Origin of the sequence: Micromonospora carbonacea, assembly GCF_014205165.1 — a bacterium.
Lineage (GTDB): Bacteria > Actinomycetota > Actinomycetes > Mycobacteriales > Micromonosporaceae > Micromonospora > Micromonospora carbonacea.
Window position 1 is genome coordinate 1,044,704 of record NZ_JACHMZ010000001.1, and the last position, 20,564, is coordinate 1,065,267.

At 74.8% G+C, this 20,564-nt stretch carries 21 protein-coding genes; 16 read left to right on the forward strand and 5 right to left on the reverse strand.

Annotated elements, in window-relative coordinates; genetic code table 11:
- Positions 1–183 precede the first annotated feature (183 nt).
- On the reverse strand, positions 184–618 hold the full coding sequence (locus HDA31_RS04810; RefSeq protein ID WP_043966285.1) for an Lrp/AsnC family transcriptional regulator: 435 nt from the start codon (positions 616–618) through the stop codon (positions 184–186).
- A gap of 145 nt (positions 619–763) precedes the next feature.
- Here HDA31_RS04810 and HDA31_RS04815 point away from each other — a divergent pair, with 145 nt between their 5' ends.
- The 12 genes from HDA31_RS04815 (at position 764) to HDA31_RS04870 (ending at position 11,949) form a co-directional block, all read left to right on the forward strand.
- On the forward strand, positions 764–1,711 hold the full coding sequence (locus HDA31_RS04815; protein WP_178066151.1) for a tryptophan 2,3-dioxygenase: 948 nt from the start codon (positions 764–766) through the stop codon (positions 1,709–1,711).
- A gap of 13 nt (positions 1,712–1,724) precedes the next feature.
- Positions 1,725–3,005: a kynureninase gene (gene kynU / locus HDA31_RS04820; RefSeq protein ID WP_178066150.1), complete on the forward strand. Its 1,281-nt coding sequence runs from the start codon at positions 1,725–1,727 to the stop codon at positions 3,003–3,005.
- Positions 3,002–4,339, forward strand: coding sequence for an FAD-dependent oxidoreductase (locus HDA31_RS04825; protein WP_178066149.1), 1,338 nt, complete (start codon positions 3,002–3,004; stop codon positions 4,337–4,339). Before kynU ends, HDA31_RS04825 begins: the two co-directional genes overlap by 4 nt.
- Before the next feature lie 23 nt (positions 4,340–4,362).
- The gene (locus tag HDA31_RS04830; RefSeq protein ID WP_178067759.1) at positions 4,363–5,844 is read left to right on the forward strand and encodes a 2-hydroxymuconic semialdehyde dehydrogenase; all 1,482 of its coding nucleotides are present in this window, start codon (positions 4,363–4,365) and stop codon (positions 5,842–5,844) included.
- Entirely contained in the window at positions 5,841–6,635 is a 795-nt protein-coding gene (locus HDA31_RS04835) for a 2-keto-4-pentenoate hydratase (protein ID WP_178066148.1), read from the forward strand. The genes HDA31_RS04830 and HDA31_RS04835 overlap by 4 nt, the downstream gene beginning before the upstream one ends.
- A complete protein-coding gene (locus tag HDA31_RS04840; RefSeq protein ID WP_178066147.1) occupies positions 6,632–7,405 on the forward strand; it encodes a 2-keto-4-pentenoate hydratase in 774 nt (257 codons plus the stop codon). The genes HDA31_RS04835 and HDA31_RS04840 overlap by 4 nt, the downstream gene beginning before the upstream one ends.
- A 159-nt stretch (positions 7,406–7,564) precedes the next feature.
- Positions 7,565–7,993 carry a RidA family protein gene (locus HDA31_RS04845; protein ID WP_178066146.1) on the forward strand — a complete coding sequence of 143 codons (429 nt, stop codon included), beginning with the start codon at positions 7,565–7,567 and terminating at the stop codon, positions 7,991–7,993.
- Positions 7,994–8,029: 36 nt separating this feature from the next.
- Positions 8,030–8,554, forward strand: a complete 525-nt coding sequence (locus HDA31_RS04850) for a 3-hydroxyanthranilate 3,4-dioxygenase (RefSeq protein WP_043966295.1) — start codon at positions 8,030–8,032, stop codon at positions 8,552–8,554.
- Positions 8,554–9,684: an amidohydrolase family protein gene (locus tag HDA31_RS04855; RefSeq protein WP_246384105.1), complete on the forward strand. Its 1,131-nt coding sequence runs from the start codon at positions 8,554–8,556 to the stop codon at positions 9,682–9,684. The genes HDA31_RS04850 and HDA31_RS04855 overlap by 1 nt, the downstream gene beginning before the upstream one ends.
- A gap of 49 nt (positions 9,685–9,733) precedes the next feature.
- The gene (locus HDA31_RS04860; protein ID WP_178066145.1) at positions 9,734–11,197 is read left to right on the forward strand and encodes an amidase; all 1,464 of its coding nucleotides are present in this window, start codon (positions 9,734–9,736) and stop codon (positions 11,195–11,197) included.
- A 49-nt stretch (positions 11,198–11,246) separates the two neighbouring features.
- A complete protein-coding gene (ctaJ, locus tag HDA31_RS04865; protein ID WP_431896366.1) occupies positions 11,247–11,555 on the forward strand; it encodes an aa3-type cytochrome oxidase subunit CtaJ in 309 nt (102 codons plus the stop codon).
- Positions 11,542–11,949: a DUF5130 family protein gene (locus tag HDA31_RS04870; RefSeq protein WP_043966300.1), complete on the forward strand. Its 408-nt coding sequence runs from the start codon at positions 11,542–11,544 to the stop codon at positions 11,947–11,949. Before ctaJ ends, HDA31_RS04870 begins: the two co-directional genes overlap by 14 nt.
- A gap of 180 nt (positions 11,950–12,129) precedes the next feature.
- Here the strand turns inward: HDA31_RS04870 and HDA31_RS04875 are convergent, their stop codons facing one another.
- A complete protein-coding gene (locus HDA31_RS04875; protein WP_178066144.1) occupies positions 12,130–12,693 on the reverse strand; it encodes a Uma2 family endonuclease in 564 nt (187 codons plus the stop codon).
- A 90-nt stretch (positions 12,694–12,783) separates the two neighbouring features.
- Positions 12,784–15,339 carry an aminopeptidase N gene (gene pepN, locus HDA31_RS04880; protein WP_178066143.1) on the reverse strand — a complete coding sequence of 852 codons (2,556 nt, stop codon included), beginning with the start codon at positions 15,337–15,339 and terminating at the stop codon, positions 12,784–12,786.
- Between the two features lie 222 nt (positions 15,340–15,561).
- On the opposite strand from pepN, the gene HDA31_RS04885 reads away from it, so the two are divergent.
- From HDA31_RS04885 to HDA31_RS04895, 3 genes are all read left to right on the forward strand, one after another.
- On the forward strand, positions 15,562–16,185 hold the full coding sequence (locus tag HDA31_RS04885) for a mycothiol-dependent nitroreductase Rv2466c family protein (RefSeq protein WP_074477615.1): 624 nt from the start codon (positions 15,562–15,564) through the stop codon (positions 16,183–16,185).
- Between the two features lie 163 nt (positions 16,186–16,348).
- Entirely contained in the window at positions 16,349–17,548 is a 1,200-nt protein-coding gene (locus HDA31_RS04890) for a DUF1015 family protein (RefSeq protein WP_074477617.1), read from the forward strand.
- A 91-nt stretch (positions 17,549–17,639) separates the two neighbouring features.
- Complete coding sequence (locus HDA31_RS04895; RefSeq protein ID WP_074477619.1) at positions 17,640–18,107, forward strand: ribose-5-phosphate isomerase; 468 nt, start codon at positions 17,640–17,642, stop codon at positions 18,105–18,107.
- 33 nt (positions 18,108–18,140) lie between these two features.
- Here the strand turns inward: HDA31_RS04895 and HDA31_RS04900 are convergent, their stop codons facing one another.
- Positions 18,141–18,467, reverse strand: coding sequence for a hypothetical protein (locus tag HDA31_RS04900; RefSeq protein ID WP_178066142.1), 327 nt, complete (start codon positions 18,465–18,467; stop codon positions 18,141–18,143).
- 84 nt (positions 18,468–18,551) lie between these two features.
- Positions 18,552–19,784, reverse strand: a complete 1,233-nt coding sequence (locus HDA31_RS04905) for a GNAT family N-acetyltransferase (RefSeq protein WP_178066141.1) — start codon at positions 19,782–19,784, stop codon at positions 18,552–18,554.
- 109 nt (positions 19,785–19,893) lie between these two features.
- Between HDA31_RS04905 and HDA31_RS04910 the strand changes: the two genes are divergently transcribed.
- A complete protein-coding gene (locus HDA31_RS04910; RefSeq protein ID WP_178066140.1) occupies positions 19,894–20,448 on the forward strand; it encodes a hypothetical protein in 555 nt (184 codons plus the stop codon).
- Positions 20,449–20,564 lie beyond the last annotated feature (116 nt).

Below are 20,564 nucleotides of genomic sequence, written 5' to 3' on the forward strand. Positions count from 1 at the left end.
GCATCGTTCCCCCCTCCCGGTGCCGAGGCACCGGAATCCTCCCCGGGACAAGTCCGCCCTGCATTCCCCCTGACGTGGGGGCAAACCCGCCGGCACCGGTCCGCGCGCCGGCTCGGCTGGTGTTCGGCAGGGTGTTAGGAGGGGGCCCTTCCTATACAGAAAGCGTTAACAAGGTGCCCTTCCTTACAGGCGGGTGACGGGGTGCCAGGCCAGGGGGGTGGAGAGGACCATCGTGCTCGACGGCTGGCCGTACGGAGCGAGCCGGTCGATCACCCGCTCGAAGTCGCCGATCGAGCCGGCCGCCACCCGCAGCACGCTGCACGCGTCGCCGGTGATCCGGTGGATCTCCATGATCTCCGGCCAACCCGGCACGTCCGGGTCGTTGAGGATGCACCGCGACCCGTAGCAGGACATCCGGATCAGGGCGACCACCGTGCGGCCGGCGCGGGCCAGGTCGACGTGGGCGTGGTAGCCGGTGATCACCCCCGACTCCTCCAGCCGGCGGACCCGTTCCGCCACGGCCGGCGGCGACAGGTGCACCCGGCGGGACAGCTCGCTGTAGGAGAGCCGGGCGTCGGCCTGGAGTTCCCGCAGCAGCGCCCAGTCCATGTCGTCCACGCCTGGCCTTCCTCTCCGAAAGGTGGATGGGGGTTTCGGCTTTGGCTTCGCAGGTCGAAGGCGGGCAGCGCCGTCGAATCGGCATTCCGTTCGGCCCGTCGACCGGGGCACCATGACGCTACCCGGCTCATGGAGGAGACGACAGGTGGAGCAGACGGACCTGCGGGTGCCCGCACCGGCCACGGCGGTCCGTCCGGCGACCCCGCGGCAGCGGGCGGCCCGGGCGGCCCGTAACGGCGGCGAACCGACCCTGGACTTCGCCGACCGGGTGCCCTACGACGCGTACGTGCACGCCAGCACCCTGCACCGGTTGCAGCAGCCGCTGAGCGACGACCCGGGCGAGATGTCCTTCCTGATGGTCAGTCAGATCATGGAGCTCTACTTCGGGCTGACCCGCCACGAGCTGCGCGAGGCCCAGCGCTGCCTGCGCGCCGACCGGGTCCGCGCCGCCCTGGCCCCGCTGCGCCGCGCGGCGCTGCACCTGGAGGGGCTCAACGCGGCCTGGAAAGGGCTGCGCTGGATGACCCCGGCCGACTTCAACCGGTTCCGCAACCTGCTCGGCGAGGGATCCGGCTTCCAGTCGGCGATGTACCGGCACCTGGAGTTCACGCTGGGCCTGCGCGACGCGGCCCTGATCCGGCCGTTCCGCCGGCAGGCCGAGGTGCACGCCGAGCTGCGCGCCACACTGGCCGCCCCGAGCCTGTGGGACGACGTGGTCGCCCTGCTGGCCCGCCGCGGCTTCGCCGTTCCGGCCGAGGTGCTGGGGCGCGACGTCGGCGAGGAGCACCGGCCGCACCCGGCGGTGGAGGCCGCCTGGGTGGCGATCTACGACGACGAGGAGGCCGGCGGCGGGGAGACGGCCGGCGAGGGGAGCGGCGCGGGCGGGCCGGGCGACGAGCTGCGGCTGCTCGGCGAGGCGTTGGCCGAGGTGGCCGAGCAGTTCGGCGACTGGCGGTGGAACCACGTCAAGGCGGTGCAGCGCACCATGGGCGCGAAGGTCGGCAGCGGCGGCTCCGCCGGCCTGGCCTGGTTGCAGCGCAGCATGTCCCGGGTGGTCTTCCCCGAGCTGTGGTCGGCCCGGACGGCGATGTGAGCGGGGGGACACGATGACCGTCGCGGAGAGCGGGGCGCACCGCCTCGACAAGGCCGACCCCGGGCACCGGCACCTGTTCCACGTGCCGCCGGCCGACGGCGGGCGCTACCCGGAGGCCGCGTACCTGGCCGGCAACTCGCTCGGCCTGCAACCCCGGGCCACCCGCGCCGAGCTGCTGGCCGACCTGGACGCGTGGGGCCGGCTCGGCGTCGAGGGGCACCTGGAGGCCGACCGGCCCTGGCTGCCGTACCACGAGCTGTTGACCGGGCCCGTCGCGCGACTGGTCGGCGCGCGGCCCACGGAGGCCGTGGTGATGAACTCCCTCACCGTCAACCTGCACCTGCTGATGGTCAGCTTCTACCGGCCGGCGGGGCGGCGCACCCGGATCGTCATCGAGGACTCCGCCTTCCCGTCGGACAGCTACGCGGTGCGCAGCCAGGCCCGCTTCCACGGCCTCGACCCCGACGCCGCCGTGCTGCGGCTGCGCCCGCGCCCCGGCGAGGACGCCCTGCGCACCGCCGACGTGACCGACCTGCTCGCCGCCGAGGGCGACACGATCGCGCTGGTGCTGCTCGGCGGGGTCAACTACCTCACCGGCGAGCTGCTGGACATCCCGGCGATCACCGCCGCCGGGCGGGCCGCCGGCGCGGTCGTCGGCTGGGACCTGGCGCACGCGGCCGGCAACGTGCCGCTCGCGCTGCACGACTGGGGCGTCGACTTCGCCGCCTGGTGCTCCTACAAGTACCTCAACTCCGGCCCGGGCGCGCTGGCCGGCGTCTTCGTCCACGAGCGGCACCTCGGCCGGGCCGACCTGCCCCGCTTCGAGGGCTGGTGGAGCACCGAGGCGGCCACCCGGTTCGAGATGGCCCCCACCTCCCGGCCCCCGGCGACCGTGGAGGCGTGGCAGGTGTCCAACCCGCCGATCCTCGCCATGGGCCCGGTGCGCACCTCGCTGGAGCTGTTCGACTCGGTAGGCATGCCGGCGCTGCGGGAGCGCAGCGTGCGGCTCACCGGCTACCTGGAGCGGCTGCTCGACGACGTCACCGCGACCCGCCCGCTGACCGTGGTGACGCCGCGCGACCCGGCCCGCCGGGGCTGCCAGCTCTCGGTGCGCGTCGGCGCGGGCAGCGCCGGGGAGCTGACCAAGCGGCTGCGCCACGAGCACGGGGTGATCGCCGACGCCCGGGAGCCGGACGTCGTCCGGTTCGCCCCGGTGCCGCTCTACTCGACGTACCACGACTGCTGGCGGGTCGCCGACGCGCTGGCCGCGACGGTCGCGGAGGTGACCCCATGAACCCCGAACGGGACGAGATCGCCGTCGTCGGGGCCGGGCTGGCCGGCTGCCTGCTGGCCTGCTTCCTGGCCCGGCGCGGCTACCGGGTGGCGCTCTACGAGCGGCGGCCGGACCCGCGCGCCGGCCGCGTCGAGCGGGGCCGCTCGATCAACCTGGCGCTGTCCGAGCGCGGGCTCGACGCGCTGCGCCGGATCGGGCTGGCCGAGCAGGTGCTGGCCGACGCGCTGCCGATGCGCGGGCGCATGATCCACCCCGTGACGGGGGAGCCGGCGTTCCAGTCCTACAGCGCCGCCGGGGACCGGGCGATCAACTCGATCAGCCGGGGCGCGCTCAACAACGCCCTGCTCACCGCCGCCACCGCGCTGCCCGGGGTGCGGGCCGCCTTCGACCACCGGCTCGTCGGCCTCGACCCGGCCACCGGCGAGATGACCTTCGAGACCCCGCAGGGCAAGATCACGGCCGCCGCGCCGGTCGTCCTCGGTGCCGACGGGGCCGGCTCCGCCGTGCGCGGGCAACTCCTCGCGTACGGGGTCCTGGAAGAGAGCCTCGACTTCCTCGACTACGGCTACAAGGAGCTGACCCTCCCCCCGCTGGGCGGGGAGTTCGCCCTCGACCCGGCGGCCCTGCACATCTGGCCGCGCGGCACGTCGATGATGATCGCCCTGCCCAACCCCGACCGCTCGTTCACCTGCACGCTGTTCTGGCCCACCCACGGCACGGCGAGCTTCGCCTCGCTGACCAGCCCGGCGGCGATCGAGCGGCACTTCGCCACCCACTACCCGGACCTGCTGCCGCTGGCCCCCAACCTGGTCGACGACTACCAGCACAACCCGGTCGGGGTGCTCGGCACCGTCCGCTGCACGCCGTGGCAGGCGGGCGGCCGGGTCGGGCTCCTCGGCGACGCCGCGCACGCCATCGTCCCGTTCTACGGCCAAGGCGCGAACTGCGCGTTCGAGGACGTGGTGGCGCTGGACCGCTGCCTCGACGAGTGCGCCGACGACTGGGCGGCCGCGCTGCCGCTGTTCCAGGCGCGGCGGCAGGACGACGCCGAGGCGATCGCCCGGATGGCCCTGGCCAACTTCGTGGAGATGCGCGACAAGGTCGCCTCCCCGGTCTTCCAGGCCCGCCGCCGCCTCGACCACGCGCTGGAACGGGCCCTGCCCGGGAGGTACGCCTCCCAGTACGAGCTGGTGTCCTTCTCCACCACCCCGTACGCGCGGGTGCGGCGGCGGGTGCGCCGCCAGCAGGCGGCGCTCGGGGCGGTGGCCGCCGGCACGGCGGCGCTGCTGGCCGGCGCGGTCGGCGCGGCGTGGAGCAGGGGGCGGCGGCGGTGAGCGTGACCTGGGATCCGGGCCTGATGGCCGGGCGGGCGGCCGGCGGGCCGCCGCTGCTGCGGCACTTCGTCGGCGGGGAGTTCGTCGCCGCGGGCCGCCGGTTCACCAAGCGCAGCCCCGTCACCGGCGAGCCGGTCTTCGAGGTGGTCGAGGCCGACCGGTCCACCGTCGACGACGCGGTCGCCGCCGCCCGGGCGGCCCTGCGCGGGCCGTGGGGCCGGACGGGGGAGCGGGACCGCGCCGAGGTCCTGCGCCGGGTCGCCGACGAGCTGGAACGCCGCTTCGCCGACCTGGTCACCGCCGAGGTCGCCGACACCGGCAAGTCCATCGGCCAGGCCCGCACGCTGGACGTGCCCCGGGCCGCGGCCAACTTCCGGGCGTTCGCGGAGATCGTGGCGACCGCACCGACGGAGTCGTTCACCACCGTCACCCCCACCGGCGGGCGGGCGTTGAACTACGCCGTGCGCAAGCCCGTCGGCGTCGTCGCCGTGATCGTGCCGTGGAACCTGCCGCTGCTGCTGCTCACCTGGAAGGTCGCCCCGGCGCTGGCCTGCGGCAACGCCGTGGTGGTCAAGCCCAGCGAGGAGACCCCCGCCTCGGCGACCCTGCTCGCCGAGGTGCTGGCCGCCGCCGGGGTGCCCGACGGGGTGTTCAACCTGGTGCACGGCTTCGGCCCCGACTCGGCCGGCGAGTTCCTGACCCGCCACCCGGACGTCGACGCGATCACGTTCACCGGCGAGTCCGCCACCGGCGGGGCGATCATGCGGGCCGCCGCCGACGGGGTGAAGGCCGTCTCGTTCGAGCTGGGCGGCAAGAACGCCGGCCTGGTCTTCGCCGACGCCGACCTCGACGCCGCCGTCGCCGGGTCGGTGCGGTCCAGCTTCACCAACGGCGGCCAGGTGTGCCTGTGCACCGAGCGGATCTACGTGCAGCGGCCCGTCTTCGACGAGTTCGTCGGGCGGCTGGCGAAGGCGGCCGACGCGCTCGCGTACGGGTGGCCCGCCGACGAGGCCACCGTCAACATGCCGCTGATCTCCCACCAGCACCGGGAGAAGGTGCTCGGCTACCACGACCTCGCCCGCGCCGAGGGGGCCGAGTTCCGGGCCGGCGGCGGCACGCCCGCCTTCGGCGACGCCCGCGACGGCGGCGCGTACGTGCGGCCCACCGTGCTCACCGGCCTCGGCCCCGACGCCCGCACCAACCGCGAGGAGATCTTCGGCCCGGTGGTGCACGTCGCCCCGTTCGACACCGAGGAGGAGGCGTACGCGCTGGCCAACGGCACCGAGTACGGCCTCGCGGCGACCGTGTGGACCCGGGACGTGGGCCGGGCGCACCGGGCCGGGGCCCGCCTCGACGCCGGCATCGTCTGGGTCAACACCTGGTTCCTGCGGGACCTGCGCACCCCGTTCGGCGGGGTCAAGGCGTCCGGCATCGGCCGCGAGGGCGGCGTGCACTCCCTCGACTTCTACTCCGAACTCACCAACGTCTGCGTGGACCTCACATGACCGTCGACATCGAAGCCGCCGCCCGGGAGCTGACCGAGGCCCGGTCCAGCGGCAAGCCCTGCCCGCCGCTGCGCGGCCGGCTGCTGCCCGAGGGGGACGTCGCGTCGGCGTACCTCGTGCAGCAGCGCCAGGCGCGGGCCTGGCACGGCCGGGGCGAACGCCGGGTCGGCGCGAAGATCGGCCTGACCTCCCGGGCCGTGCAGGACAGCCTCGGCGTGTACGAGCCCGACTTCGGGGTGCTGACCGACGCGATGGCCGTCGCCGACGGCGACGAGGTGCCGATCGGGCGGCTGCTCCAGCCCCGGGTGGAGGCGGAGATCGCCTTCGTGCTCGGCGCGGACCTCACCGTCGGGCGGCCCACCACCGTCGACCTGCTGCGGGCCGTCGACCACGTGCTGCCGGCCATCGAGATCGTCGACTCGCGGGTCGCCGGCTGGGACATCTCCATCGTCGACACCGTCGCCGACAACGCCTCCAGCGGGCTGTTCGTGCTCGGCACCGCGCCGCGCCGGCTCGCCGACGTGGACCTGCGGCTGTGCGGGATGGTCCTGGAGCACGCGGGGGAGCCCGTCTCGGTCGGTGCGGGCGCGGCGTGCCTCGGCAACCCGCTGCACGCCCTCGGCTGGCTCGCCGGCACCCTCGCCCGCGCCGGCGACCCGCTGCGCGCCGGCGACGTGGTGCTCTCCGGGGCGCTCGGGCCGATGGTGCCGGTGACGCCCGGCGCGGCGTACGAGGCGCGGATCTCCGGGCTCGGCTCGGTGCGGACCTGCTTCAGCGAGGAGAAGTCATGATCGGGGTGGACACCGCCGGCATCGCCGCGAGGCTGGGCGAGGCGGCCGACACGGCCACCGCCATCGGCCAGCTCGCCGCCGAGACCGGCCTCGACGTCGACGGCGCGTACGCGGTGCAGACCGCCCTCGTGCAGCGCCGGCTCGACCGGGGCGAACGCCTCGTCGGGGTGAAGATGGGGCTGACCAGCCGCGCGAAGATGGCCCAGGTCGGCGTCGACGAGGTGATCTGGGGGCGGCTCACCGACGTGATGCGGGTGCCCGACGGCGGCACGGTCGACGTGGCCGACTTCATCCACCCCCGGGTCGAGCCGGAGGTGGCGTTCCTGCTGGACCGGGTGCCCGAGCCGGGCGAGCCCGTCGGGTCGTTCGCCGACGCGGTGCGCGCCGTGGCCCCGGCGATCGAGCTGATCGACTCCCGGTACGCGAACTTCGCCTTCTCCCTGCCGGACGTGATCGCCGACAACACCTCGGCGGGGGCGTTCGTGATCGGGCCGTGGTCGCCGGTGCCCGACGGGCTGGACAACCTCGGCGTGCTGCTGGAGGTCGACGGGCGCATCGCGCAGGTCGGCTCGACCGCGGCGATCCTCGGCGACCCGCGCCGGGCCCTGGACGAGGGGCTGCGCCTCGCCGGCCGGCACGGCGTGCGGCTGCGCTCCGGCTGGGTGTTCCTCGCCGGGGCCGCCACGGCGGCCGTGCCGCTGCGGCCGGGCGCGCACGTGCGGGCCGTCGTCGAGAAGCTCGGCGTCGCGTCGCTGCGGGCCGCGTCGTGAGCGTCGTGGTGGGGGTGCGGGGGGTGCCGGGCAGCCCGACCCGCTCCGGGCGGTCAGGCTTGATCCCTCCGCGGGTCGGGCTGCCCGGCACCCCCTTCGTGGTACGGGTCGTCGTGGGCGTCGCGGTGCGGGGGTGGTTCTGGTGAGTGGGTGGTGCTCGTGAGCGGGCAGGCTCGGGTGGTTGCCGGGAAGGCCGTGCCGCGCGGGGCGTTTCCGCACGTCAAGGTCGCGGGCGGCTTCGTCTTCGTCTCCGGCACGTCGTCGCGGCGGCCCGACAACACGTTCGCCGGTGTCGCCGTGGACGAGTTCGGCACCACCGACCTGGACATCCGGGAGCAGACCCGGGCCGTGATCGGCAACCTGCGGGACCTGCTGCGCTCGGTCGGCGCGGACCTGGCCGACCTCGTACAGGTCACCTCCTACCTGGTCAACATGAACGACTTCGGTGGCTACAACGAGGTGTGGGCGGAGTTCTTCGACGCGGACGGGCCGACCCGGACCACGGTGGCCGTGCACCAGCTTCCGCACCCGCACCTGCTGATCGAGATGCAGGCCGTGGCGCTTCTTCCGGCGGACGGTCGGCCGTGAGTTCGGAAGGTCAGTCGTGACTTCGGGAGGTCAGTCGTGAGTGAGATCGCCGAGCCGTTCAGCTTCCCCGGCTGGATCGCCGAGAACCAGCACCTGCTGAAGCCGCCCGTGGGCAACAAGGAGATGTTCCCCGGCGGCGACGACTTCATCGTGATGGTCGTGGGCGGGCCCAACCAGCGCACCGACTTCCACGTCGACCCGTACGAGGAGTTCTTCTACCAGGTCAAGGGCAACATGCACGTCAACCTGATGACGCCCGAGGGGCCGCGCACGGTGCACGTGCGCGAGGGGCAGATGTGGATGCTGCCGCGCGACACCCCGCACTCGCCGCAGCGCCCCGAGCCCGGCTCGATCGGCGTGGTCGTCGAGCGGGTCCGCGAGGAGGGCACGCTGGAGAAGTTCCAGTGGTACTGCCCGCAGTGCGGGGCGAAGGTGCACGAGGTGGAGTTGCAGGTCCGCGACATCGCCGCCGACCTGCCCCCGGTGTTCGGCGCGTTCTACGCCGACGAGGCCGCCCGCACCTGCGGCGAGTGCGGCGCGCTGCACCCGGGCAAGGGCTGATGACCGGACCCGCCGCACCCGCACCCGCACCCGGCCCCGCCGTCGCGGGGCGGCCCGTCGTGGACGTGCACACGCACGTCGTACCGAAGGGGTGGCCGGACCTCGGCGCGGCGTGCGGCGGGTCCGGCTGGCCGTGGCTGCGGGTCGACTCCGAGCGGGCCGCCATGATCATGGTCGGGGAGACGGAGTTCCGGCCGGTCGGAGCGGAGTGCTGGGACGCGCCGACCAGGCTGGCCGACATGGCCGCCGACGGGGTCGACGTGCAGGTGGTGTCGCCGACGCCGGTCTTCTTCGGCTACGACCGGCCCGCCGGCCAGGCGGCGAAGGTCGCCCGGATCTTCAACGACCTGACCCTGGAGGTCACGGCCGGCGGCGGCGACCGGCTCGTGCCGTTCTGCCAGGTGCCGTTGCAGGACCCGGACGCGGCCTGCGCCGAGCTGGACCGCTGCCTCGCGGCCGGGCACGTCGGGGTGGAGATCGGCAACCACGTCGGCGACCGTGACCTCGACGACGCGGGCGTGGTCACCTTCCTCCAGCACTGCGCGCACGTCGGCGCGCCGGTCTTCGTGCATCCGTGGGACATGCCGGACGGCCCCCGGCTCGACCGGTGGATGGCCCGCTGGCTGACCGGGATGCCCGCCGAGACGCACCTGTCGGTGCTGGCGATGATCCTCGGCGGGGTGTTCGACCGGGTGCCGAAGACGCTGCGGATCTGCTTCGCCCACGGCGGCGGCAGCTTCCCGTTCTGGCTGGGCCGCGCCGACAACGCCTGGCACCGCCGGGGCGACCTGGTCCGGGGCGCGTCGGCCGCCCCGCCCAGCGCGTACGTCGACCGGTTCTGCGTCGACTCGGTGGTGTTCGCCCCGGCGGCGCTGCGCCTGCTGGTCGACACGATGGGGGAGGACCGGGTGCTGGTCGGCAGCGACTACCCGTACCCGCTGGGGGAACGCCCGGCGGGCCGGGTGGTCCGCGAGGCCGACTTCCTCACCGCCGGGCAGCGCGCCAAGCTCCTCTCCACCAACGCCCTGCGCTTCCTCGGCCTCGAACGGCGGTTCGCCATCCAGGAGCTGCTGTCGATCGACCGCGACTGGACGGGCCTGCTGGAGGACGACAAGACGCCGCGGTTCTGACCGGCCGTGTCGGGCGGCGGGGCGGGGCGGGGTCGGGCAGGATGGCGGGGTGGCCGAGCTGCACGACCTGACCGCCCTGGAGCAGGGCGCCGCGATCGCGCGCGGCGAGTGCTCCAGCGCGGACCTGGTCGAGCACCACCTGGCCCGGGTCGACGCGCTCGGCGACACCGTCGGCGCGTTCGTCACCGTCACCGGCGAGGCAGCCCGCCAGGCGGCGCGGGCAGCCGACGCCGCCCCGGCGCAGGGGCGCGGCCCGCTGCACGGCGTGCCCACCGCGATCAAGGACCTGACGCTCACCGCGGGGGTGCGCACCACGTTCGGCTCGGCGGCCTTCGCCGACCTGGTGCCCCCGGTCGACGCCGACGTCGTCCGGCTGATCCGCGCCGCCGGGCTGGTCAGCCTCGGCAAGACCACCACCAGCGAGCTGGGCTGCTCGCTCTACTCCGAGGGCCTGGTCGCGCCGCCGGCCCGCAACCCGTGGGACCTGGCCTACACGGCCGGCGGGTCCTCCGGCGGCGCGGCGGCGGCCGTCGCGGCCGGGCTGGTCCCCGTCGCCCAGGGCTCCGACGGCGGCGGCTCGCTGCGCATCCCCGCCTCGCTGTGCGGCCTCGTCGGCCACAAGCCGAGCCGGGGCACGGTCCCCGGCGGGCCGGTGGGCTTCGGCGCGTTCGGGCTGCCGATCAACGGGCCGCTGGGGCGCACCGTCGCCGACGTCGCCGCGCTGCTCGACGTCATGGCGGTGCCGGTGCCCGGCGAGCCCTACCTGCCGCCGCCCGCGCCCGACGGCGGCTACCTCGGCGCGGCCCGCGGTGCCGCGCCCGGCCGGCTGCGGGTCGGCCGGTTCACCGCCCCGATGCTCGCCGACGAGCCCGTCCACCCCGACTGCGTGGCCGCCGTCGACACCGCCGCCGCGCTGCTCGCCGAGGCCGGGCACGAGGTGGTGGACGTCCCCGCGCCGTTCGGCCCGGAGGTGTGGCCGCTGTTCGAGATCGTGTGGTATGTCCTGGCGCTCGCCCCCGTCCCGCCCGAGCGGGAGAGCCGCCTGCTGCCGCTGACCCGGCTCCTGCGCTCCCGCGGCGCGGAGATCTCCGCCGGCACGCTGACGAGCACCCTCGGCGAGCTCCAGGCGCAGGCGCGCCGGGCCGCCCACCGCACCGCCGGCTGCGACCTGCTGCTCTGCCCGACGCTGGCCGCGCCGCAGGCCGAGGTGGGCTGGTTCACCGCCGACGGCGACCCCGAGCGCGACTTCGACAGACAACGGCGGTTCTCGCCGTACTGCGCCGTGTTCAACGTCACGGGGCAACCGTCCGTGTCGCTGCCGCTGGGGCGCACGGCCGAGGGACTGCCCGTCGGGGTTCTGCTCACCGGCCGCTACGGCGCCGACGCGACCCTGATCGGCGTCGCCGCGCAGCTTGAGCACGCCAGCGGCGGGTGGGATCGCCACCCCGCAGTCTGGCGGGCCGTGGGCTCCGCTAACGTGAATACGAGCGGAGTCGGCGAGCCGATGTCATGATCGTCCAACCGACCCGGAAGTTCCTGGTCTCTCTTTCCGCCTGGGGGCGTTGGGATTGTCTGTTACCGAGACGTTGCTGATCTTCGTCGGCATCCCGGCGGCCGTGGTGCTGGTGATCACCGCGCTGGCGTTCGCCGGCGGCCGGTCCTCCGGTGGCGGCGCCAAGCGCTACCGGCCGGGTCGACCCTTCGACTTCACTCCGGTCTGGTTCCTGGGCCGTCCGGAGCAGCTGGCCGACTCGGCCGGCACCGCGCTGGCGGCGGGCGCGCAGGCGCCGGCGCTGACCAGCCACAAGCTTGACCGGGCCGGCGTCGAGGCGCCGGCCGGTGGAACCGGAGGCGCAAGTGACCGTTGGTGAGAAGCAGGCCGAGGCGGGCACCCCGCCCGAGGTGCTGGACGGGCCGTTCTCGACCCGCCAGCTGCTGCGCATCGACGAGGCGCTCCGCCTGGCCGACCAGGGGACCGGGCTGGTCTTCTCGGTCTACGTCGGGGGGCTCGACGAGCCGATCCGCGCGCACGCCCAGCGGCTGCACCGCCAGCTCGCCGACCCCGACCGGTCCGTGCTGATCGCGGTGTCGCCCAACCAGCGCCAACTGGAGATCGTCACCGGGCGGCAGGCCCGCAAGCGCATCCCCGACACCTACGCGAAGCTCGCCGCGCTCTCCATGGTCGCGGCCTTCGGCGGCGGCGACCTGGCCGGCGGCATCATCAGCGGCCTCGACCAGCTCGCCAGCCACGCCGGCCGGGCGTAAGGAAGGGCACCTTCTTAACGCATACGGTCGAGAAGGGCACCCTTCTCACCAGCCGTACGGCGAGCACCACCGCACGGCGAGCAGCACCGCACACGACGGCGACGCCCGGTCCGCGACAGCGGGCCGGGCGTCCGTGCGTTCGGCGGGGCGATGCCGGTGCGGCGGGGTCGGGCGGTGCCGTCAGCGGGGCCAGCGCCCCGGGTCGAGCGTCATCGGCCAGGGCTCGGCGACCTGCACGGGGTCGTCGGGGCCCACGGTGCCGAGCAGGCGGTAGTGGTCGTCCTTGGCCAGCTCGTAGCGGTACACGACCGGCCCGAAGTCGCCTCGCTCGACCCGCCAGTAGGCGGGGATGCCGGCCTCGGCGTAGAGGGCCGGCTTCGTGAACCGGTCGTGCCGGCGACTGCTGGGTGATTCGACCTCGACGACGAGCGCCACATCCACGGGTTCGGCCCACATCCGTTCCCGCGGGGCGGTCGGCCGTAGCACCGTGACGTCGGGGATCAGGTTGCCGCCCGGCACCCGCACACCGATCTCGCGGATGACCCGCCAGCCTGGCGCGGCGGCCTGGCGCAGCGCCATCCGGATGTCGTCGGCCAGCTCGTGGTGGTCCGGTCCGGCCGGTGGGGTCACGTGCAGGCTCCCGTCGATGATCTCGTAGCGGTTCCCGTTCTCGGGCAGGTCGCGCAGGTCCTCCTCGCGCCAGCCGCGCCCCGGCGGCTGCCATCCGTACGTCGGCTGTGCCATCGCGTCCACCTCCTCACGCCACACTAAACGCCCCGGGGCCGGCGGTGGACGCGAGTCCACCGCCGGCCCCGGGCCGCGTACCACGTGGGGTCAGGCGCTGCGGGCGTCGCGCTCCCGGGCCTTCAGGGCGCGCACGACGGCGTCGCGGCCCTCGGCCACCAGCCGCCGCAGCGACGCCGGCTTGTCGCCGGCGGCGGCCAGCCACGCGTCCGTGGCGGCCACCGTGTCCTCGGAGACCTGCTGCGTCGGGTACGCGAGCTGCACGAACTCCTGCGCCGGCTCGCTGTCGCGCTGCGCCCAGACCTGGTCCACCACCTCGAAGTACCGCTCCCGGTACGGCGCGACCAGCTCCGCCTGCACGGCCGGGGCGAAGCCCTGCAACAGCGCCCGGTTGCGCCAGTTCGGCAGCGCGTCGGGGCCGGTGAGCTGCGCCCAGACCGCCGCCTTGTTCTCCGGCGTCGGCACCAGCGCGTGCGCGTACGCGGCCTCCCGCTCGCCGCTGGCGGTGCGGTCGCCGGCCAGCTCCGCCTCGATCTCGGCCGGCCCGCCGACGCCCTTGCTGATCAGCGACTGGAGGATCACCCAGCGCAGCTCGGTGTCGATGGCCAGCCCGGGGGGCACGTCCACCCCGCCCAGCCAGCCCCGGACGGTGGCCAGGTCCTCCGCCGAGCGGGACGCCTGCACGTAGGTGCGCGCCCAGGCGAGCTGGAGCCCGCTGCCCGGCTCGGCGGTGGCCAGCGTCGCCTTCGCGGCCCGGGCCAGCTCCGCCCAGCCGGTCGGGGCCCACGCCGGGTCGGCGTACAGGTTGAGGGTGGTCACCACGGACTGCCGCAGGGTGGCGGTGACCAGGTTGATGTCGGTCTCGGCGGGCAGCCCGGCCAGCACCAGCGCCAGGTAGTCGCGGGCCGACAGCTCCGCGTCGCGGACCATGTCCCACGCCGCCATCCAGCACAGGGCCCGCGACAGCGACGACTCGAACCCGGCGATGTGCTGCACCACCGTGGCCATCGACCGCTCGTCCAGGCGCAGCTTCGTGTACGTCAGGTCGTCGTCGTTGAGCAGCAGCACGTCGGCGGCCCGCACCCCGGCCAGGTCGGTCAGCTCGGTCGACTCGCCGGTCACGTCGACCTCGATCCGGTCGCGGCGCACCAGCCGGCCGTCGGTCAGGTCGTACAGGCCCACGCCGATGCGGTGCGTGCGCAGCGTCGGGTGCCCCGACGGGGCCTCCTGCCGCACCACGACCCGCTCGTAGCTGCCGTCCGCGCCGATCGTCACCTCGGGGCGCAGCGTGTTGACCTGCGCGGTCTCCAGCCACTGGGCGGCGAACTTGCGCAGCTCCCGCCCGGAGGCCGCCTCCAGCTCCGACAGCAGGTCGTCGAAGGTGGCGTTGCCCCAGGCGTGCTTGCCGAAGTAGGCGCGCAGCCCGGCCAGGAACGGCTCCTCGCCGACGTACGCGACGAGCTGCTTGAGCACGCTCGCGCCCTTGGCGTACGTGATGCCGTCGAAGTTGACCTCGACGGCCTCCAGGTCCGGCATCTCGCAGTAGACCGGGTGGGTGGAGGAGAGCTGGTCCTGCCGGTAGCCCCAGTTCTTGCGAATCGACAGGAACGTCGTCCACGCGTCGGTGAACCGGGTGGCGTGGGCGTTGCACCAGTGGCTGGCCCACTCGGCGAACGACTCGTTGAGCCACAGGTCGTTCCACCAGCGCATGGTGACCAGGTCACCGAACCACATGTGCGCCAGCTCGTGCAGGATCGTGTTGGCCCGCTGCTCGTACTCGAAGTCGGTGACCTGCGAGCGGAAGATGTAGTGCGACTCGGCGTGCGTGACGCAGCCGAAGTTCTCCATCGCCCCGGCGTTGAAGTCGGGCACCCAGAGCTGGTCGTACTTGGGCAGCGGGTAGCGCACCCCGAACTGCTCGTGGAAGAAGTCGAAGCCCTGCTTGGTGATCAGGAACAGGTCGTCGGCGTCGAGGTGCTGCGCCATCGACGCCCGGCAGTAGACCCCCAGGTCGATGCCGTCGTGGCTGTCGCGCACCTCGTGGTACGGGCCGGCGCAGAGCGCGGTGATGTAGGTGCTCATCCGGGCCGACTCCGCGAAGTGGACCGCCTTGAGCCCCTCGCCGGCCGGCTCCTCGCGCGCCACCGGCATGTTGGACACCACCCGCCAGTGCTCCGGGACGGTGGCGTGCCAGGTGTAGACGCTCTTGAGGTCGGGCTGGTCGAAGCAGGCGAACACCTTCTGCGCGTCGGCCGTCTCGAACTGGCTGTAGAGGTAGGTCTCCCCGTCGACCGGGTCGACCGTGCGGTGCAGCCCCTGCCCGCTGTTGGAGTACGCGAAGTCGGCGTCCACCACGAGGGTGTTCTCGGCGGCCAGGCCGGGCAGCGCCAGCCCCTTCTCCGCCGACCAGCCCGACAGGTCGAGCGGGGCGCCGTTGAGGGTGGCCGACCGGACCGACTCGGCGGCGGCCTCGATGAAGGTGGCCGCACCCGGCTCGGCGCAACGGAACCGGACCTCGGTCACCGACCGGAAGGTGCGTCCGTCGGCCGCCTGCACGGCGGTCGACAGGTCCAGACTGATGTCGTACCCGGTCACCTCAAGCAGGCGGGCCCGCTCGGTGGCCTCCACCTGGGTCAGGTTGCGCACTCCCGGCACTGTTCGTCTCCATCCCACTCTCGCCGTGCGCCGCCGCGGCGCCAGCCCACCGCTCGCTCGTGGCGACCGGTTCCGATCCGAGTCTTCCATGCGAGGGCACCTCGCGGTGGTCGAGCTCACGCTCTCATTCCGCTACCGGTCGATGCGCCGTGGGGTGAGGATCGAGGGACGAGGCGCCGGCTTTCGGCCCTCCCGTCGCGAAGGGAACCTCACGTGACCGAGCGTGTCGCCGTCGACATGTGGTTCGACCCCATCTGCCCCTGGGCGTGGGTGACCTCCCGCTGGCTGCTGGAGGTGGAACAGGTCCGCGACGTGGACATCCGTTTCCACGTGATGAGCCTGTCGGTGCTCAACGAGGGCCGGGACGTGCCCGAGCAGTACCAGGAGCTCATGAAGGCCGGCTGGGGCCCGGTGCGGGTGTGCGTCGCGGTGCAGCAGCAGCACGGCCCCGACGCCGTCCGCGCCCTCTACACGGCGCTGGGCACCCGCATCCACCTCGGCAAGGAGGAACTGGGCCGCGACCTGTACGTGGCCGCGCTCGCCGACGCCGGGCTGGGCCCGGAGCTGGCCGCCGCCGCCGACTCCACCGACCACGACGAGGCGCTGCGGGCCAGCCACGAGGCGGGCATGCGGCCGGTCGGCCAGGACGTCGGCACCCCGGTGATCCACGCGCCGGGTCCCGACGGCTCCCCGGTGGCGTTCTTCGGCCCGGTGGTCACCCCGCGCCCGAAGGGGGAGGCCGCCGGCCGGCTCTGGGACGGCGTCCTGCTGGTCGCCGGCACGCCCGGCTTCTACGAGCTGAAGCGCTCCCGCGAGGTCGGCCCGAGCTTCGAGTAAGGAAGGGCCCCTTCTTAACGCCTGCGGTAGAGAAGGGTTCCCCTCTCACCCCCGCCCGGGGCGCGCGCCGGCCGGCGCGCGCCCCGGGCGGGCCCCGCTCAGTTGGTGGACTCGGGTGGGGCGCGGGGGGTGGCGTAACCCCGCGGCGGTAGCGTCAGCGGACATGACGGTCGTGCATCCGATCGCCCGGGCCTGGATCACCACTGGCGGCACCGGCGCGCAGAACTACGACGAGTTCGCCGACGACGCGGAGATCACCGCGATCATCGAGGCGAACCCGCACAGTGCCCTCGGCATCGAGATGCCCCACCGGGCGCCGGAGAGCCTGGGCAGGTCGTTCCTCGACGCGCTGCCCGACGCGGTGACCCGGCTCGCCGAGGCGAAGGCCGACGGCAGCTACACCCCGGCCGAGCAGGTCGTCGTCCTCTACCGGATCAGCGCGCCGGGCGAGGAGACCGCGTACGGGCTGTTCGCCATGGTCGACACCGACCAGATCTCCACCAGCGCCGACGAGCCCGGCCTGGTCATCCGCAACGAGGACGTCTTCATCGCCAAGGTCCGGGAGCGGGTCGCGCTCGCGGAGGCGCTCGGGCACCTGCTCTCGCCCGTGCTCCTGCTCCAGACCGGCCGGGGCGACGAGCTGCACGCCGCGCTCGCGGCGGCGACCGAGACGGCCGGCGCGCCCGCCGCGACCGACACGGACCAGGCCGGCCGCACGCACGCCGTGTGGCTGCTCGGTCCCGGCCCGGAGCAGGACGCGCTGACCGCGCTCGCCGGCGGCGGCGAGCTGGTGGTCGCCGACGGCAACCACCGCAGCCTCGCCGCGCAGACCGGCGGCCTGCCGCGCTTCCTGGCCGTGGTGACCACCCCCGCGTCGGTCGCCATCCAGCCCTACAACCGGCTCGTCAGCGAGCTGACCGTCACCCCGGCCGAGCTGCTCGACCGGCTCCGCGCCGCCGGGGCCGAGGTCGAGCCGCTCGACGGCCCGGTCGAGGTTCCGACGGCCGGCGGCACCGTCGCGCTCCGGCTCCCCGACCAGGGGTACGCCGTGCGCCTGCCGCACGTCGACGGCGGCCGGCTGGAGAACCTCGACCACGCCCTGGTCGAGCGGGTGCTGCTGCGCGACGCGCTCGGCCTCGACCCCGGCGACAAGCGGATCACGTACGTCGGCGGCGACTACCCGGCGAGCTGGCTGACCGGCGAGGTCGAGGCGGGCCGGGCCGAGCTGGCCGTGCTGATCGCCCCGGTGACCGTCGACGACTTCGTCGCGGTCAACCTGGCCCGGGAGAAGATGCCGCGCAAGAGCACCTGGTTCACCCCGAAGGCCCGCGGCGGCCTCGTGGTGGCCGAGCTGCCCCGCTGAACATCCCCCCGAACTGGGCTTCTGTGCCGAAACCGGCTCCGCGCCGCCGCCCCCTCGTCGGCGCGTGAGCCGGCCTGACAGACTGCGCGGTATGCGCGTCTATCTGGGATCCGACCATGCCGGTTTCGAGCTGAAGGTGCACCTGGCCAGCCACCTCGCCAAGCAGGGGTACGAGGTGGTCGACGTCGGGCCGCACGTCTTCGACCCGGACGACGACTACCCGGCGTTCTGCCTGCACACGGGCACCCGGGTGGTCGCCGACCCGGGCAGTCTCGGGGTCGTCATCGGCGGTTCGGGCAACGGCGAGCAGATCGCCGCCAACAAGGTCGCCGGCGCCCGGGCGGCGCTGGCCTGGAACATCGACACGGCCCAGCTCGGCCGGGAGCACAACGACGCGAACCTCGTGGCCGTCGGCGCCCGCCAGCACACCCTGGACGAGGCGACCGCCATCGTCGAGGCGTTCCTCACCACGTCGTTCTCCGGCAACCCCCGGCACGCCCGGCGGATCGAGCAGGTCGCCGCGTACGAGCAGAGCCGCGAGCTGCCCGAGCTGCCCTGACCCGGCGCGAGGACCCGCCCCGCCCCGCGCAGCTCAGCGGCCGGAGCGGGGCAGGTCCTCGCGGGGCACCCAGTTGCGCCGGACGACGACCACCCGTTGCTCCGCCTCGGCCAGGTCCGCCTCGGTCGGTCGGGCGGCGTCCCGGGCCCGCATCGCCGCCCGGGGCCCCACCTGCGAGGAGCCGGGGCCGACCAGGCCGCGCAGGCCCCGGTCGCCGCCGTCCCGGTCGTCGCCGCCGGGGGCGGGCCGCCGGCGCGGCGGGTCGGCCGCCACGTCCTGCGTCCCCGCCGTGGCGGCGGCCGGGGCCTCGCCGTCGGTGTGGTGCCTCGACCGGCGTCGCCGTCGCTCCGCGTCACCCATCCGTCGACCGTACCGCCCCGGACCGCCCCCGCGCCCTGCCCGGGCCGGTCGCCGGGGATGCCGTCCGCGCCGCGCCCCCGGGCGTCAGAAGACGCCCATCCCCGACGGTGCCCGGCGCCAGGAGAAGGCCGGGCCGGCCGCGGCGAGGGCGCCGGGGCGCAGCTCGGCGACCCGACCGGCGTCGGCGAGCGCCGTGACGGCCACCCCGCCCAGGTACAGCTCGCCGAGCGCCCGCACGTCGCAGGCCAGGTCGGCCGGGGCGTCGGCGGGCACGCAGCGGGCCCCGTCCGGGCCCCCGGTCAGCCGCCAGCGCCCCGAGTTCTCCGGCAGCAGCTCGTCGGTCACCTCGACCACCACGTCGACGGCGGCGGCGTACCGGCGGGCGGCGAGGGCGGCCGGCACGTCCACCACCCGCACCCACAGCGCGTCGGACACCCGGGGCTCCAGCCGGCGCGGCTCGTCGACCAGGCGCAGCAGCGGATCGTCCACCGCCCCCTGGTAGGACAGCCGGCGGGTCAGGTCGAGCGAGAGCAGCAGCCGCCACAGCGCCGCCCGGGCCGCCGGGTTCGCGGCCACCAGCTCGTCGACGACGGTCACCCCGCTCGGGCCGCCGGCGTCGTAGCCGCGCCGGGTGCGCCACAGCGCGTACCCGTCGATCTCGCCGTCCGGGGCCTCGTGCAGCAGCACCCGCCGCTCCGTCGCGCCGTCCCGGTGGCCGGGCAGGTCGCCCAGCACGTACCGCCACCACCGGTCGTCCCGGTCGGACCAGCCGGGGTGGGCGGCGCGCTGCCGGTCGTACAGCCGGGCCAGCTCGGCCCGCCGCGCGGCCGGGCGGTCCAGGCGCAGCCGGCCCTCGGCGGCGGTCGGGGCGGGCAGCCGCAGCTCGGTGGTGGCGCACTCGACGACGAGCTGTTGGGCGGCGAGGCCGTAGCCGAAGCGGGGGTAGATCCGGCCCTCGCTGGCCCAGAGCACGGCCACCGGCTCCCGGCCGGCGTCGCGGACCTCTCGGAGCTGCCGGCGCATGAGCCGGGTGAGCAGGCCCCGGCGGCGGTGGGTGGGCAGCACCGCGACCATGGTCACGTGGGCGGCCGGCACGACCGCCCCGGGCACGGTCAGCTCCCGGGTGTACGCCCCGGCGGACGCGACGAGGTCCGCGCCGTCGCGGACCACCAGGCTGCGCGGCGGCTCGAAGATGCTCCGCTCCGCGTCCCGCGTCTCGGCGTCGAGGGTGGTGTGGAACGCGACCTCGACCAGGCGGGCCAGCTCGTCGAAGTCGTCGGGGCGGCCGACGGTGATCGGCAGGGCAGTATCCGTCATCCGCCGTGTCTATCCCATGGCGCACGCCCGGGCGAGCGGGTTTGCCGGCTGGTTACCCTCGGAGATGACGGACCGGCGACGCCGGCATCGGTCAGGGGGAGGACACGAGATGGCAGACCAGACACAGCCGTGGGCGGAGCGCACGGTCGAGGTGCCGCCGCAGCCGGGTGTCGGGGTGCCGCCGCAGCCCGACGCCTTCCGCCGGGGCGTGGCGTCCGTCGGCCAGCGCCGCCCGCCGCGCACGGAGCAGTTCCCGACCGTCGAGCACGGGGGCCACGGCGGTCACGACGGGCAGTGGTCAGGCGTGTCGGCGCCCCGCCGGCCGCTGAGCTGGCACCTCAACCAGCTCCGGGTCGGCGGCGAGTGGAGCGCCGCGGGCGCCCTGTTCGCCTTCGTCTGCTGGGGCATCTGGGCCATCTCCGGGCGGGGCAACCTGGGCGCGCCGGTGCTCACCTTCCTGCTGAGCCTGCTGGTCGCCGCGGGCCTGTTCGGGCTGTCCCGGCTGCTCGGCCGGGTGGTCCTGGAACGGCAGCTCGGGCGGGTCCGGCGCAGCGCGCGCGGCGCGCACCTGGTGACGGCCGTCTTCCTGGTCGGCCTGGGGGTCGCCTACCTCCAGCAGACCGAGTGGGTGGTCTCCGCCTGGAACTGGGTCACCGGCAACTGAGCCCGCCGCGCCCGGGCGGTCGGCGGGAGGCCGGACCGCCCGGGCGTCGCCGTCGCGGCCCGCGCGACGCGGGCCGTTCCTCACCAGGCCGACACCGCTTACCCGCCCGGCGGGCC

What these genes read in the sequence shown, in the direction of transcription:
- HDA31_RS04890 (WP_074477617.1), top strand. Translation starts at nt 16,349, where the DNA reads ATGACGGTCGTGCATCCGATCGCCCGGGCCTGGATCACCACTGGCGGC.
- HDA31_RS04875 (WP_178066144.1), bottom strand. Translation starts at nt 12,693, where the DNA reads ATGGCACAGCCGACGTACGGATGGCAGCCGCCGGGGCGCGGCTGGCGC.
- kynU (WP_178066150.1), top strand. Translation starts at nt 1,725, where the DNA reads ATGACCGTCGCGGAGAGCGGGGCGCACCGCCTCGACAAGGCCGACCCC.
- HDA31_RS04910 (WP_178066140.1), top strand. Translation starts at nt 19,894, where the DNA reads ATGGCAGACCAGACACAGCCGTGGGCGGAGCGCACGGTCGAGGTGCCG.
- HDA31_RS04855 (WP_246384105.1), top strand. Translation starts at nt 8,554, where the DNA reads ATGACCGGACCCGCCGCACCCGCACCCGCACCCGGCCCCGCCGTCGCG.
- HDA31_RS04830 (WP_178067759.1), top strand. Translation starts at nt 4,363, where the DNA reads ATGGCCGGGCGGGCGGCCGGCGGGCCGCCGCTGCTGCGGCACTTCGTC.
- HDA31_RS04900 (WP_178066142.1), bottom strand. Translation starts at nt 18,467, where the DNA reads ATGGGTGACGCGGAGCGACGGCGACGCCGGTCGAGGCACCACACCGAC.
- HDA31_RS04825 (WP_178066149.1), top strand. Translation starts at nt 3,002, where the DNA reads ATGAACCCCGAACGGGACGAGATCGCCGTCGTCGGGGCCGGGCTGGCC.
- HDA31_RS04840 (WP_178066147.1), top strand. Translation starts at nt 6,632, where the DNA reads ATGATCGGGGTGGACACCGCCGGCATCGCCGCGAGGCTGGGCGAGGCG.
- HDA31_RS04835 (WP_178066148.1), top strand. Translation starts at nt 5,841, where the DNA reads ATGACCGTCGACATCGAAGCCGCCGCCCGGGAGCTGACCGAGGCCCGG.
- HDA31_RS04895 (WP_074477619.1), top strand. Translation starts at nt 17,640, where the DNA reads ATGCGCGTCTATCTGGGATCCGACCATGCCGGTTTCGAGCTGAAGGTG.
- HDA31_RS04905 (WP_178066141.1), bottom strand. Translation starts at nt 19,784, where the DNA reads ATGACGGATACTGCCCTGCCGATCACCGTCGGCCGCCCCGACGACTTC.